This is a genomic window from Archangium lipolyticum (assembly GCF_024623785.1).
Lineage (GTDB): Bacteria > Myxococcota > Myxococcia > Myxococcales > Myxococcaceae > Archangium > Archangium lipolyticum.
Map to the genome: position 1 here is coordinate 860,140 of NZ_JANKBZ010000001.1, position 13,816 is coordinate 873,955.

9 protein-coding genes are annotated in these 13,816 nt (G+C 66.0%); 3 read left to right on the forward strand and 6 right to left on the reverse strand.

The window, feature by feature from the left end:
• Positions 1-192: 192 nt before the first annotated feature.
• Positions 193-5,469 (forward strand): trifunctional serine/threonine-protein kinase/ATP-binding protein/sensor histidine kinase, encoded by a 5,277-nt coding sequence (locus NR810_RS03175; protein ID WP_257447504.1) that lies wholly within the window; start codon positions 193-195, stop codon positions 5,467-5,469.
• Positions 5,470-5,511: 42 nt separating this feature from the next.
• On the opposite strand, the gene NR810_RS03180 is transcribed toward NR810_RS03175, so the two are convergent.
• Positions 5,512-6,231 carry a siderophore-interacting protein gene (locus NR810_RS03180; RefSeq protein WP_257447506.1) on the reverse strand — a complete coding sequence of 240 codons (720 nt, stop codon included), beginning with the start codon at positions 6,229-6,231 and terminating at the stop codon, positions 5,512-5,514.
• Positions 6,232-6,788: 557 nt separating this feature from the next.
• On the opposite strand from NR810_RS03180, the gene NR810_RS03185 reads away from it, so the two are divergent.
• Positions 6,789-8,654: a rhamnogalacturonan lyase gene (locus tag NR810_RS03185; RefSeq protein ID WP_257447509.1), complete on the forward strand. Its 1,866-nt coding sequence runs from the start codon at positions 6,789-6,791 to the stop codon at positions 8,652-8,654.
• 62 nt (positions 8,655-8,716) lie between these two features.
• Here NR810_RS03185 and NR810_RS03190 read toward each other — a convergent pair whose 3' ends face one another.
• The 5 genes from NR810_RS03190 to NR810_RS03210 all read right to left on the reverse strand — a co-directional run bounded on the left by NR810_RS03190 (position 8,717) and on the right by NR810_RS03210 (position 13,083).
• The gene (locus NR810_RS03190; RefSeq protein WP_257447511.1) at positions 8,717-9,733 is read right to left on the reverse strand and encodes a TolB-like translocation protein; all 1,017 of its coding nucleotides are present in this window, start codon (positions 9,731-9,733) and stop codon (positions 8,717-8,719) included.
• A gap of 226 nt (positions 9,734-9,959) precedes the next feature.
• The gene (locus NR810_RS03195; protein WP_257447513.1) at positions 9,960-10,964 is read right to left on the reverse strand and encodes a hypothetical protein; all 1,005 of its coding nucleotides are present in this window, start codon (positions 10,962-10,964) and stop codon (positions 9,960-9,962) included.
• A gap of 8 nt (positions 10,965-10,972) precedes the next feature.
• On the reverse strand, positions 10,973-11,875 hold the full coding sequence (locus tag NR810_RS03200) for a lysozyme family protein (protein ID WP_257447516.1): 903 nt from the start codon (positions 11,873-11,875) through the stop codon (positions 10,973-10,975).
• Positions 11,876-12,119: 244 nt separating this feature from the next.
• The gene (locus tag NR810_RS03205; RefSeq protein WP_257447519.1) at positions 12,120-12,638 is read right to left on the reverse strand and encodes a putative immunity protein; all 519 of its coding nucleotides are present in this window, start codon (positions 12,636-12,638) and stop codon (positions 12,120-12,122) included.
• A 94-nt stretch (positions 12,639-12,732) separates the two neighbouring features.
• The gene (locus NR810_RS03210; protein ID WP_257447522.1) at positions 12,733-13,083 is read right to left on the reverse strand and encodes a VOC family protein; all 351 of its coding nucleotides are present in this window, start codon (positions 13,081-13,083) and stop codon (positions 12,733-12,735) included.
• 344 nt (positions 13,084-13,427) lie between these two features.
• Here NR810_RS03210 and NR810_RS03215 point away from each other — a divergent pair, with 344 nt between their 5' ends.
• Complete coding sequence (locus NR810_RS03215; protein WP_257447525.1) at positions 13,428-13,796, forward strand: DUF6184 family natural product biosynthesis lipoprotein; 369 nt, start codon at positions 13,428-13,430, stop codon at positions 13,794-13,796.
• The last annotated feature ends 20 nt before the right edge of the window (positions 13,797-13,816 follow it).

Consider the following 13,816-nt stretch of genomic DNA (forward strand, 5'->3'; position numbering starts at 1 on the left):
GAGGCACCGGGCCCCCGTAGTGACTGAGGAGCGCTCAACCTCTTGCCTGCTCCAACCCTGATTGAGGGAGCTTGACACTCGCGCCCCGCGGAATGGACGGGGATCTCCTCGTCTTCTCGTCCGTGAGAAGATCGCGACGTCGCGCGACGGTATGTTCGTGGACTGCGCGCATCCGGGGGTTGACTGGAGATGGTGTCGAGAATTTCTCAGTACAAGGTCCTCGGGGTGCTCCACCAGGGGGAGATGCACACGCTGTATCGGGCCTTGCGGCAGGCCGACGGACGTCCGGTGGTCATCAAGGTCCCTGTCACGGCGCGCATGGACTCGCGAGAGGTGGTGCGGTTGGAGCGCGAGTTCATGCTGACCCGAAGGTGTCAGAGCTCGCCTCATGTCGTGGATGCCATCGAGTTCTTGCAACTGCCGGGCATCGCCGCACTGGTCCTGGAGGACTTTCAGGGACGCGCGCTCGATCGGATGATCTCCGGCCCGCTCGAAATCCGCGCGTTCCTGAGGCTCGCGATCGCGATGGCGTCCGCCCTCGCCGATATCCACCGCCACGAGATCGTTCACCTCGATATCAAGCCGGCCAACATCATCGTGAACGACGCGATGGGAGAGGTGAAGGTCACCGACTTCGGAATCGCGTCGACCCTCCCGCTCGAGCACCGGTCCTTCCGCCCGGCGAGCACCGTGGAGGGCACGTTCGCGTACCTGTCGCCCGAGCAGACAGGACGGATGAACCGTTCGGTCGATCACCGCTCGGACTTGTACTCGCTCGGCATCACGTTCTACGAGATGCTGGTGGGAGAGCTCCCGTTCTCGGCGGAGGACGTGCTCGGGTGGTTTCACTGCCACCTGGCGGTGGTTCCCCGGCAGGTGTGTGAGGTGAACCCGAGCGTGCCGGTGGCCCTCTCGCGCATCGTGGCCAGGCTGATGGCCAAGGCCCCCGAGGATCGATACCAAAGCGCGGAGGGCCTGAAGGCGGACCTGGAGCAGTGCGCCGCTCGGTGGGATTCGGGCGCGGAGCTCTCTCCCTTCCCGCTCGGCACCGCGGATGCGTTGGATTGGTTTCGCATCCCCGAGAAGCTCTACGGCCGGGCGGACGACGTGTCGGCGCTCCTCGACGCGTTCGAGCGCGGCGTCAAGGAGGGAAGATGCTCGCTGGCGCTCGTCTCGGGGTACTCGGGCGTCGGCAAGTCGTCTCTGGTGAACGAGGTCTTCAGGCCGTTGGTGCGCGAGCGTGGCTTGTTCGCGTCCGGCAAGTTCGATCAGCTCAATACCGGGGGCCCATACTCCATCCTGATGTCCGCCCTCCGGCAATGCACCCAGCAGATCCTGGCCGAGGGTGAAGCGGAGACCTCCGTGTGGAAGGAGCGCATTCAGCGAGCGCTCGGTCCGAACGGCCAGCTCGTGGTCGACCTGCTCCCCCAGCTCGAGCTCATCATCGGAAGACAGGACGCGGTGGAGGAGCTGGGACCGGCCGAGTCGTTGAATCGGCTCCACGAGGTCTTCGCCCATTTCTTCGGCGCACTCAGTCAGGACAATCGTCCGCTCGTCCTCTTCCTCGATGACCTCCAGTGGGTGGATCCGGCAACGCTCGCCCTCCTCCAGCACGTCATCCCCCACCCGGACGCGGGCTGCCTCTTCGTGATTGGCTCCTACCGCGACAACGAGGTGACGCCCTCCCATCCGCTGATGGTGGCGCTCGACTCGCTGCGCCGGGCGGAGGTCCCGATCACCGACATCGTGCTCTCGCCGCTCGGGCTCGAGCACATCCAGCACCTGCTCGCGGATACGCTGCACACCGACGAGGCGCGAGTGCTGCCGCTCGCGCGCCTGCTCGCCGACAGGACCGGAGGCAACCCGTTCTTCCTCACCCAGTTCCTCGGTACCCTCCACCGGGAGAAGCTCCTCCGGTTCGATGTGGCGACGCGCGAGTGGTGCTGGGATCTGGCGCAGCTCCAGGCCAAGGGCTTCACCGATAACGTCGTCGCCTTGATGGTCGCGAAGTTGAGGGAGCTCCCGTCCGCCACCCTGGACGCACTCAGGGTTGCCTCGTGCATCGGCAATACCTTCGATTCCGAGGACATCTCCGGGTTGGTGCAGAAGTCCACCCAGGAGCTCGAAGCGAATCTCTTCGACGCCGTCAAGGAGCGGCTGATTCTTCGCTCCGAGGATGCGTACAGGTTCCTGCATGATCGCGTCCAGCAGGCCGCCTATCTCCTCACCCCGGAGGAGCAGCGCATCCGGCTTCACCTGCGGATCGGACGGATGCTGCGCACTCGCCGGCCGTCCGCGGTGTTCGCGGTTGTCAACCATCTCAACCTCGCGGCGGCACTGATCGACGGCGGAGACGAGGTGATCGAGCTGGCGCGGCTCAACCTGGAGGCAGGCGAGAGCGCGATGCGGTCAGGTGCCCATGCGGCTGCGTTGAGCTATCTCGCCGCCGGTTGTGACTGCGTGGGTGAGAACGGGTGGGAGTCCCATTACGAGCTGACCTACGCGCTCTCCTTCCAACAGGCGCAGTGCCAGATCATCAGCGGGCAGCTCGGGGCCGCGGAGGCGAAGATCTCCACCCTTCTCGCGCACGCCCGGAGCCGGGCGGAGCAGGCCGACGTGCACCGCCTGAAGGTGGATCTCCATGCGACCCGAGGCGAGTTCCCCCAGGCCGTCGAGGCGGCGCTCTCGTGTGCGCGGCTGTTCGGGATCGAGCTGTCCCCACGGCCAACGCCCGAGGCGCTGAGGGCCACGGTGCAGGCCATGTGGGACGAGCTGGCTCAACACAAGCTCGAGTCGCTCGCGGACCTGCCACCGATGACGGACCCGGACCAGAAGGCCCTCCTGGCGCTCTTCGCGGCGGTCTTGCCTCCGGCGTACTTCATCAACCCGGATCTGCACGATCTGCTCGCATGCCAGATGGTGGGTGCCAGCCTCCGTCATGGAAACGCGGACGACTCCGTCATGGGCTACGTCGTCTTCGGGCAGGCGATCGGACATGTCCTCAGGATGTGGCGTGAGGCGGTTCGTCTCGGCGCGTTCGCGGTCGACCTGATGGACAGGCGGGGCATCGTCGGGAGCAGGGCGAAGGTGTGCCTCGTCATCGGAGGCTTCATCAACCACCGGATCCAACACCTCCGGGACGTGCTCCCACTGTTCCAGGGCAGCTGGTCCGCCGCACGCGAGGCCGGAGAGCACACCTTCGCCTCCTATTCCAGCATGAACATGGTGGTGTACCGGTTCATGATGGGTGACCACCTCGAGGATGTCATCGCGGAGGCGGAGACGTCCATGGACTTCACCCGTCGCACGAGAAATGACGCGGTGTGGGTGCCCATCGCGGATCTCCGCGAGGTGGCGGAGTGTCTGCGGCAAAGGACGGAGCCTCCACAGGATCCGCCGGACATGGGGGCCGGGCTGCGCACCGTCCCCTTCATCGCGTTCATGTTCCACAGGTACCGGCTGCTCTGCAGGCTCATCTACGGAGACATCCCGGGGGCCGTGGAGATGGCCTGGAAGAGCAGGGATTTCCTCGCCGCCTACACCGGCCAGGCTGGCGTTGCGGAATACCACTTCCACGCGGCCCTCGCGCTGGCCCGGCATTACGACGCGGTCACGCCCGAGGAGAAGCGGGAGTACCTCGGCCAGATCGAAGCCCACCTGGCGGTGCTCCAGGAGTGGGCGGAGACAGGCCCCGAGAACCATGGTCATGCGTACACGCTCATCTCCGCGGAGCTCGCGCGGATCCGGGGGAGCATCGAAGAGGCGATCCGGCTGTATGAAGAGTCCATCCGACAGGCGCGCCAGAATGGCTTCATCCAGAGCGAGGCGCTGGCGTACGAGGTCGCGTCGGAGTTCTATCTGGCCCGTGGAGTCGAGACCGTCGCCCAGGCGTACCTGCGCGAGGCCCGGCGCGCCTACCTGCAGTGGGGTGCGCACGGCAAGGTGAAGCAGCTCGATATGAAGCACCCGCACCTGGTCAGGTCCAGTGCGAGCACCACCAGCAGCACGGGCCCGGCCACGGACGAGGCGTTCGACCTGATGACCGTCGTGAAGGCGCAGCAGGCGATCTCCGGGGAGATCGTCCTCGAAGGCCTGTTGAAGACGCTGATGCGCATTCTCATCGAGAGCGCGGGGGCGGAGCGGGGTTGCCTCCTGCTGAGCCGTGACGACACCTTGTTCGTCGAGGCGTGGGCGGAGGTCGAGCGAGAGGAGATCAAGGTCGACGTCGCGCGGGGACCGCTCGAAGGGTCGGCTCACCTGCCCCTCTCCATCGTCAGCTACGTCAAGCGCTCGCTCGAGAGCCTCATCCTCGCGGACGCGGACGCCGACAGCAGGTTCGCCTCGGACGAGTACGTCGTGCGGGCGAAACCCCGGTCGATCCTGTGCATGCCGGTGAGGGGCCAGGCGAAGCTGGCGGGCGTCCTCTACCTCGAGAACAGGCTGGCCGCGGGCGTGTTCACGCCGAGCCGGCTCGCGGTCCTCGAGGTCCTGGCGTCGCAGGCCTCGATCTCGCTGGCCAACGCGAAGCTCTACGCGAGCGTGCAGCAGGCCGAGGAGGCGCTGCGACGCTCACACGATGAGCTCGAGCGGCGTGTCGAAGAGCGGGCGCGCGAGCTCCGGCGCGCGCAGGCTGAGCTGTTGGACACCGCGCGGCGCGCCGGAAAGGCGGAGATCGCCGCGGATGTGTTGCACAATGCCGGGAACATCCTCAACAGCGTGAACACTTCGGCGGGAATCGTGGCATCCAAGCTGCGGCAGTTCCCCGTGTCGAAGCTGGCCAGGGCCGCTGCGCTCCTTCAGGATCACCAGGGGGACCTCGGGGAGTTCCTGGTGAAGGATGAGGCTGGCAGACGGCTGCCCACGTATTTCGCCTTGCTGGCGCAGACGATGCGGGAGGAGCTGGATTTCACGCTGGGCGAGTTGGATTCGATGATGGCGAGCGTGGAGCACCTCAACGAGGTGGTGCGGACGCAGCATGCCTATGTGGGGGTCCTGGAAGCAGCGGAATTGATCCACCCGGAGGATCTGCTGGAGAACGCGTTGAGGATGAACACCCCCGCCCTGGAGCCTCTGCGGGTGCGAATCATCAAGGACTACGCGGCGCTGCCGGCCCTCCACCTCCAGAGGAGCAGGGTGGTTCAGATCCTGGCCAACCTCATCAGCAACGCGGCCTGGGCGCTGAGTGTGAGCGATCGAGAGGAGAAGTGGATCAAGCTCGAGCTCAAGATGAGGGGGGCGCGGTTGCTGAGGATCTCCGTGAGCGACAACGGGGTGGGAATCGCGCCGGAGGATGTGGAGAAGCTCTTCCGCCCTGGCTTCTCCACGAGGAAGGACGGGCACGGCTTCGGGCTACACAGCAGCGCCCTCACGGCGAAGGCCATGGGCGGCTCGATCCTGGTGCAGAGCGAGGGACCGGGCAGGGGTGCCCTGTTCACCCTGGAATTGCCTCTGGTGAAGCCCGGGTCTTGACGGCGGTGTGGTCCCCCTGGCTGAGTCCAGACATCTTCTTCCTCAGTCGAGTCCGCGCTTCCCCACGGACCAGTACGCCTTCACCTTCTGCGGCGCGCCCACGCCGTCAGCCCGGAGCCGCGCACGCAGCGCCTGGATGGCCTGCGCCCGACCCGTCATGACGAGGTGCGCGCCCGGCCGCCGCTTCAGTGCGGCGCCCAGACGCTCAGCCACGGCGGGCAGGTGTCCCTCGTCGGTCGCGCGCTCCACCACGGCGCTATCCGACAAGTGGAATTCCCGCAGCACCGTCTCGGACTCATCTCGGGAGGAGACCTCGAACACCTGCTCGACGCCCTCCGCGCCGGCCCGCAGGTTCCGCAGCGTGTGGGCCACGGCGAAGGACGTCTCGTCTCCGAACAGCACCACGGGCCCCTGGAGGGACGTGAGCGCCAGGGAGCCGCGAGGCCCCATGAACTGGCAGCCATCTCCCACCCGCACGTTGCGGCCCCACTCCGCGCCGGGGCTGTTGCCGTGGAGGTAGACGAGCAGCTGCGTCGCCCCGCGAGCCGCGTCCCACGCCAGGGGCGTGTACGTCCGCATCCCCACGCGCGGAAAGAACACCTGCACCTTGTCCCCCGCGCTCCAGGAGACGTCGCGCAGCGCCTCGCCCTCCAGCTCCATCCAGCGGAAGCGAGATGAGACGTCACGCACCTGCGCCACCCGCGCGTCGCGAAACAGGAACCGCCCCAACATGCCTCCGAGAATCGCCTTCCCTGACGCCATTCCGTGTCACTCCCGGGGGCACCCTGCCCCCCTTCATGCGAGCCATCCTCGCACCGGCCCGCCAGAGTGGACATGAACTCGTGTGACGGGAATATGAAGAAGCGTGAAGAACCAGCCAGGCGCGAGCGGCCCGGCCGCCTTCTCGTTCCGCCACGCGCGCCGTCAGCGCTTCCAACTCCTACATTGCTTTGCCGCCATGTGAGCGCTAACAATGCGGGGATGACCAGAAAAAACAGGTTTGCGGTTTTGGCGGTTCTCACCACGGCCTCCCTGACGATGGCCGCGACCGAGGCCCCCTCGCGGACCCGCTGGACACGTACCCGAATCCCGGACGCGTCACCGGCGACATCGGCATCCACGCTCCATCCATGGTCAAGACTACGACACGGACAGCGGTGCGCCACTCTGGGGATCAACCTCATCGGTTACGACTCCCAGGGATGGCCCTTTGTCTATTGAGGGCATGCATCGCGAGAGGTTTCACCCCTGGCGGAGGCACCAGGGCCGCCATATGCCGCGACAGTTCCAGCCTGGTGAGCAGAACGAAGTCCTGGAACGTGTTCCTGAAGTGGACCCCTATCATGCTCAGACATCTCCTGTTTTGCCGTGCCGCTTGCCTGCTGGCAGGCGCTGCGATCGTTGGTATTGCCACCCCCGCCACCGCCCAGTACCAGCGTGAGACGCTTGGACGCGGCGTCGTTGCCGTGCCCGCCTCGAACGGCGGCACCCTGGTCTCCTGGCGCCTGCTGGCCACAGACCCGGCCGGCGTCGGCTTTCACGTCTACCGCGATGGCACCAGGCTCACGACGGATCCGCTCACCAACCGCACCAACATGCGTGACACGCGGGGCTCGCCGAGCTCCACCTACACCGTTCGCGCGGTCGTGAACGGCAGCGAGCAGGAGGCATCCCCCGCAGCCGCGATCTGGTCTGGCGGCTATCTCAACATCCCACTGCAGAAGCCCGCCGGCGGCACCACGCCCGACGGCGTCGCCTACACATATGTGGCGAACGACGCGAGCGTCGGCGATCTCAATGGCGATGGCCAGTACGAGCTCGTGCTGAAGTGGGACCCGACCAACGCCAAGGACAACAGCCAATCGGGCTACACCGGCAATGTCTACATCGACGCCTATCAATTGAACGGCACCCGGCTGTGGCGGATCGACCTCGGCCGCAACATCCGCGCGGGCGCGCACTACACCCAGTTCCAGGTGTTCGACCATGACGGCAACGGCCGCGCCGAGGTCGTGATGAAGACCGCCGACGGCACCGTCGACGGCCAGGGCCGCGTCATCGGCAATGCGAGCGCGGACCATCGCAACAGCGCGGGCTACGTCCTCGCCGGCCCCGAATTCCTCACCGTGTTCGAAGGCACCACCGGCCGCGCGCTGTCCACCGTCAACTACGTCGTGCCGCGCCACCCCGACACGCAGAATCCCTCGCCGAGCCAGCTCAACAGCATCTGGGGCGACAACTACGGCAACCGCGTCGACCGCTTCCTCGCCGCCACCGCCTATCTCGATGGCAGCCGTCCCAGCATCATCATGGCGCGCGGGTACTACACCCGCACCACCGTCACCGCCTGGGACTTCCGCAACGGCTCGCTCACCCAGCGCTGGCTGTTCGACAGCCGGGCGCTCGGCGACTCGAGCTCCACCGGCCAGGGCAACCATCAGCTCAGCATCGCCGACGTCGATGGCGACGGCCGCGATGAAATCCTGTACGGCGCCATGGCCTTGGACGACAACGGCACGCGGCTGTGGACCAGTGGCCTCGGCCATGGCGACGCGATGCACGTCTCTGATCTCATCCCGTCGCGCCCTGGCCTCGAACGGTTCGGTGTCCATGAGAGCCCGGGCAGCAACGGCGGCATCGGCGCCGCGATGCTCGACGCGCGCACCGGCCAGCGCATCTGGACGAGCTCCGCCTCCAGCGACGTCGGCCGCGGCATCTCGGCCGACATCGATCCGCGCTACCCCGGCGCCGAGGCGTGGGCGTCCAACTCGAGCACGCTCTACAACTCCACCGGCCAGAACATCGGCACGCGCCCTGGCCCGATGAACTTCGCCATCTGGTGGGATGGAGACAAGCAGCGCGAGCTGCTCGACGGCGTCACCATCAGCAAGTGGAACTACACGGAGCAGACGCTCTCGACGTTGCTCTCGCCCTCGGGCACCGCGTCCAATAACGGCACCAAGGCCAACCCGGTGCTCAGCGCCGACATCCTCGGTGACTGGCGTGAGGAGCTGATCGTTCGGACCACCGACAGCACGGCGCTGCGCATCTATTCCTCGCCCTATTCGTCCAACTACCGCTACGTCACGCTGATGCACGATCCGGTGTACCGGCTCGGCGTCGCCTGGCAGAACACCGGCTACAACCAGCCGCCGCACCTCAGCTACTTCATCGGCGACAACTGACGCCGGAAGGACTCCCGCCGCGCCCAGCGGCGGGAGTTCTCCTGGAGCAAAGCCGAGCCAGGCTACTTCGTGAGCTTGTAGACCTTGTAGAACTGGGCCCAGTAGATGCCCGAGTCATCCACGGCGATATCGCTCGTGGAGTAGGTCTCCGTGGTCAGGACCTGATCGCCGCTCCCATCCTTGCACGTGGCCGTGAGGACTTCGTCCTTGATCCAGTAGAGCCGCTCGCCATCGACGGCGAGGACAGTCCCGGGATCGTCCGCGTAGGCGATGTTCGTCACGGCGCCGCCGCTCTTGGAGATCTGGTTGAGCCCGGTGTAGTAGTCGAGGAAGTAGAGGGTGTCCGCGTCCAGGGCGAACTTGTGGAACTTGCCCGCCGGGACGAAGAGAAGCTGGGTGGGCGCGGCCCCGCCGTTCTTCGGCGCCTTCCAGAGGATCCAGCCCTTGCCATTGGCCGGCCGGTTCACCCAGTAGAGATTCTCCTCGTCCACGAGGGCCTGGAGTGGCTTGCTCGGGAGGCCGCTCTGCGCGACCACGGTGGGTGTGCCCCCCGCACGGGGCACCGTGTAGAAGTGCCCGTCGTCGTTGTCGACCCAGTAGAGGTGGGTGGCATCCCCCGTGAAGAACCGCGGCTTCTTGTTCGAGGGCGAGGTTGGAACGGCCGTGAAGGAGCCGTCGGCGTTCAGGCGGTTCACCACGCCCGGCAGGGGGGACGCGGCGCCCAGGACATAGATCTCCCCGCCGGCCTCCTCGACGGCTGGGATGGTCGCGAGATTCGTGAGGAAGCGTGAGGCGGAGCCACCTGACTTGGGGACCCGGCCCACGAAGCCGTTCGCGATATACGGGTAGGCACCACCGGCGAAGTACACGTCATTGTCCTTCAGCGCGATGGACTCCGTGGGCCAGAAGTCCGCGATCTGGACGGGGGTGCAAACTCCGCCCGTGCACAGCGGCGCGCATCCCGAGCGGGCGGGGGCACTGTGGCTTCCTTCCGCCAGGCTGGCCGTGGCGAGGAAGACGGCCGACGTGGCGGAGACGATGGTGGCGGAGGAGTGAATCGCTCTGAGCAGTTTCTTCATACGTAACACCTCATCATCGCGGACTTGACACGCAAGACACGTATGGAACCCAGCAAACAGCGGGAGGGCGTATTCCACGCTTTTGATTTTAGTTCAAATGTAAATCGTATTAGTCGTGTTTTTCTCTTTTCTGTATTCTTTTGAGAGAGTGAGAAATGACGCGGTGGCTCCGCTTCGCCAGGTGGATCGCGAAGGGGGATGAATGGAGCTTGCTCCAGACACCGCCTCAGCGCCCAAGGGGGAGCCGGTACAGGTGCCCCTGCTCGGAGCCGACGAACAGCGCGGGAGGATGGACGGACGCGGCCAGTGCCACGGCCTTCGCTCCAGAGGGCAGGACGCGCCGTGGCAGCCGTTCGCGTGTCCGGACATCCATGCCAAGAATCGCTCCCGCTTCGAGCCACCAGACATGATGGGCGTCCGTCCATGCGGCGGGGGCCGGACCCGGCGCGAGTGCGAACTCCTCGCCGCTCTCTCCATCACATACGGTGAGGGCGTTCGAGGCCTTCAGGCGCCAGGCGATGTACCGCCCCTCCGGCGAGAACCGCACGGGCTCCGAGGGGGTCAGCCGGTGGGCCTCCACCTGGGAGGTACAGCGCCACTCGCCCACCACCCTGGGGGCGGTGCGTCCATTCCATTCCCAGACATGGCCCGCGTGCATGTACCGCACGGTGTCGGGTTCGCGTCCGGGCAGGAACAGCTCGTCCTTGACCGCGCGCCAGTCGGGCACCGCCTTGCCCCGCCGCGAGCCATCCGCGTTGTAGGCCCCCGAGGAGCCGCCAAACCAACCACCTCCACGAGCCCAGGTGCCCCCCGTGAATTCGGCCTCGGACATCACGATGGGCGCGGCGGATGCCCGGAAGATGAGGAAGGCGGCCTCCGGACCGCTGGGCAGGAAGACAAAGCCCGCTCCGCCCTCCGGACTCAGCACGAGCGTCCAGAGGCCATTCCGAAGGCTGCCCCGCCAATCCCAGACGGGCTCACCCGACGTCAGGTCCACCACGCGGTAGTCGAAGGTGTCCTCCTCGAGCACCCACCGGGTAAAGAGCAGGCGCCCGTCTTCCGAGACCCGGAGCTGGTCCGGGCGCTGGCCGCGCGGCACGGGGAGGTCGAGGGGTTCAACAGCGCCCGGTCCCGCGTCGGCCGCGGGCCTCGTTTCCGCCTCGGGACCATGGCGGCAGTGCGTGAGCAGCGCGCTGGCGAGCACCAGGGCGGACAGGACCGGGCGTCTCATGCGCGCGCCTACTGGGCCGCCGCCTGCTGCTCGGCCAGCGCGTTCGCCAGGTAGTCCCGGCGCCGCTCGAAGCGATCGCGTGGCACGTTCCACTCGTTGATCATCTTGTCTTCATTGGAGAAGAGGTCGTACATGCCCTGGAGGTCATTGTTGACGATGAGCGGCTGGACGTCCTTCCGGGTGAGTGGCGAGTAATCGCCCCGGTAGCGCATGTCCACGGCGACATCCAGGATGGCGGGGTTCAGCTTCTCCCAATCGACTCGGCCGTAGACTTCAATCCGCTCGGGATCATTGGAGATGTCCTTCACGTATTGTTGGTACTCGGCGTACACCGTGTTGAACAGGTTCTTTTGCGCGCTCTGGCTGATCTCGATCGCCGCGACGTCGGGGCGGTTGATGAAATCCCTGGCGGCCTGTCCTGTCAGCTGCGCCCCCTGAGCCAGGAGCTCGGCATCCGCTTGGGGAACGCCCGCGGCCGTCAGGTCGGTCACCACCTCCTCCGTCGACCGCTCCTTCATGTCGTAGCCCCGGCCGATGGTGACCCCGGACGCCATCGTGGGGTGGTGGGGCGTGCGGCTGAAGTAGGGTCCCTTCGCTTCCAGTCCCTCCGCGTCGAACGTGAGCTGTCCCTTCGGGACCTTGAACGCGCTCTCGAAGTTCTCGGGGAGGGCGGGCAGGGGATTGGTGAAGGTCTGGGCGACCGGGTTGAGCGGCGTGGAATCGAAGAGGCCGGGCACCGACGCGCTCGCCTTGGACGGATCGAAGCTGCTCCGCTCGAAATTCATCCGGTTCACGGGCGTGGGTTGCGTGAGCGCCGGCATCGAGCGGACGCTGTTGGCCGGATCGAAGCCGCTCTGATCGAAGTTCACCGCCGGGGAACGAGGCGGCGCGGTGTTCGGCGTCGCGCCCACACCGGAGGCACTTGGGCTGACGGCTGACGTGGGACCCGACCCACCTCCGGAGGAGGAAGCCGGGTTCGGCTGGGGACTGGAAGACGAACCGCCAACGGAATTAACACCCATGGGACCTCATCGCGGGCTGGAGGAGAGCGCGATGATACGGGCAGTGTGGGCTGATGTCGATGGCGGCCCAACCACGCGAGGAGGGCCTCCTGCCCTCCCCATGGCCATGCGGAAGGGTATCATCCCATGTCGGTCAGCAATCGAATACAAACCAGCAGACATGATTACGCAGCCGCTGGTCGTCAAGCACAAGCTCCCGGATTTCGTCTGGAAGCTGCTCACGCTGCCATTGGCATTCCCGGCGGCCGGCTTGTTCACGCTCAGCTTCAGGAGCCGCGGCTTGCACGGCCCTGATCGCATAGGCCGCCGCGCCCAACTCATGCGCTGCCACGTGAGCCACTGCTACAGCCTGCCCAGCCGCGTAGGCCGCAAGCTTTGCCGCGCCGGACACCTCTCTGGCGGCGGCATTGGCAACAAAAGCAGCCTTGTGGGCCTGGCGCATTGCAATCTCGCCTCGTGTCCAGGCGCGAGCCAGCTCGATTGCCTGGCGCGGCCGCTCATCTTCGGGTTGTGCTTCTTCAAAGAAATGCAATACATGCTCCGCGCATGCGGCAGCCCATATTGCAAGAAGGTGGTGATTTGCATCGCTCAAGGTGCCGCCACGACGAACGGTAATAAACCGAGGATCGCGAGGTTTAGTGAAAATAGGCATCTACAATGATTATACTGCGAAGACCCATTGGCCGAAAGCCACAAAGGACTCGAACTCATCCCCGCGGAACGTGGCGCCACCCGAGGCCCTCGCGTCAGTCGTGAGCGAGGATGTTCACCAACTTGCCGAACGGATCACGCACGAAGAACCGGCGCACGCCCCAGGGCTCGTCGCACGGGCCATACTCCACGGGGATTTTCGCCTTCTTCACTCGACGCAGCACCGCTTCCAGGTCGTCCACCTCGATCGACAGGTCTGGCGCCGGTGCACCCGAGCCACCTTCTGAGATGAAACTGATCTGGACCTGCATCTCCTCTTCGGAGCCGTAGGTCGCGATCCATCCCATGTCCATGAGAATGTCCAGACCGAGGATGTCCTTGTAGAAGCGAGCCGCTGCGGCCGGTGTCGGGCTCACCACGTTGGCGACGATTCTCTTGACGCGCATGCGCACCTCCTGACCTCCGTTCTACGGAGCGCTCGGGTCGTACCAGAACCGTGTCATGCCGCCCAGCTTCGTGCGCCCTGCCTGATGAAGCCAACCCGGGTGACGGATACCCTCACCCCGCCTCTCTCCCGAGGGGAGAGGGAGGCCGCGGGGAGAAACGTGGCAACACCCCGCGGAACGGGGTGTTGGCCGCGGCCTACAAGCCCGGCCCTCCCTGTTGTCTCGAGCCTACAACCCCCACACCGCCACCTCGTCGTTTCGCGGGTTTGGCGTTGGCCCACCCCTTGCTCATGGGGAGCACGTCGTCGTGATTCACCTTTCAACCCCTTTCGCGAGTCACCCCTATGCGCATCTCGACCTCCCTCTCCCTGCTGTCCCTCCTTGCCCTTCTCCCCGCGTGTGGCCCGACCACCCGCGAAGATGCGCAAGACCAGGCCACCAACTCCGCCTGCGACTTCTACGAGGGGTGTGAGGAAATCGGCTCCGGCGATGGCAAGGAGTTCCAGGACCGGAAGGAGTGCGAGGTGAAGGCCCGCGATTTCTTCCAGGGCGCGTGGACGGCGAACAACTGCCCCGCCATCAACGAGAAAGGGCTCGAGACGTGCCTGGAGCGCATCCGCACCACCTCGTGCTCGAGCGGGACGGACTTCTTCAACACCGCGTTCATCGTCTGTGGCTCGGGCTCCGTCTGCCAGGAGGAGGCCCAGGACTGAGCGCTCGCCCGCTATAGTGG

What these genes read in the sequence shown, in the direction of transcription:
- NR810_RS03190 (WP_257447511.1), bottom strand. Translation starts at nt 9,733, where the DNA reads ATGAAGAAACTGCTCAGAGCGATTCACTCCTCCGCCACCATCGTCTCC.
- NR810_RS03215 (WP_257447525.1), top strand. Translation starts at nt 13,428, where the DNA reads ATGCGCATCTCGACCTCCCTCTCCCTGCTGTCCCTCCTTGCCCTTCTC.
- NR810_RS03195 (WP_257447513.1), bottom strand. Translation starts at nt 10,964, where the DNA reads ATGAGACGCCCGGTCCTGTCCGCCCTGGTGCTCGCCAGCGCGCTGCTC.
- NR810_RS03205 (WP_257447519.1), bottom strand. Translation starts at nt 12,638, where the DNA reads ATGCCTATTTTCACTAAACCTCGCGATCCTCGGTTTATTACCGTTCGT.
- NR810_RS03210 (WP_257447522.1), bottom strand. Translation starts at nt 13,083, where the DNA reads ATGCGCGTCAAGAGAATCGTCGCCAACGTGGTGAGCCCGACACCGGCC.
- NR810_RS03180 (WP_257447506.1), bottom strand. Translation starts at nt 6,231, where the DNA reads ATGGCGTCAGGGAAGGCGATTCTCGGAGGCATGTTGGGGCGGTTCCTG.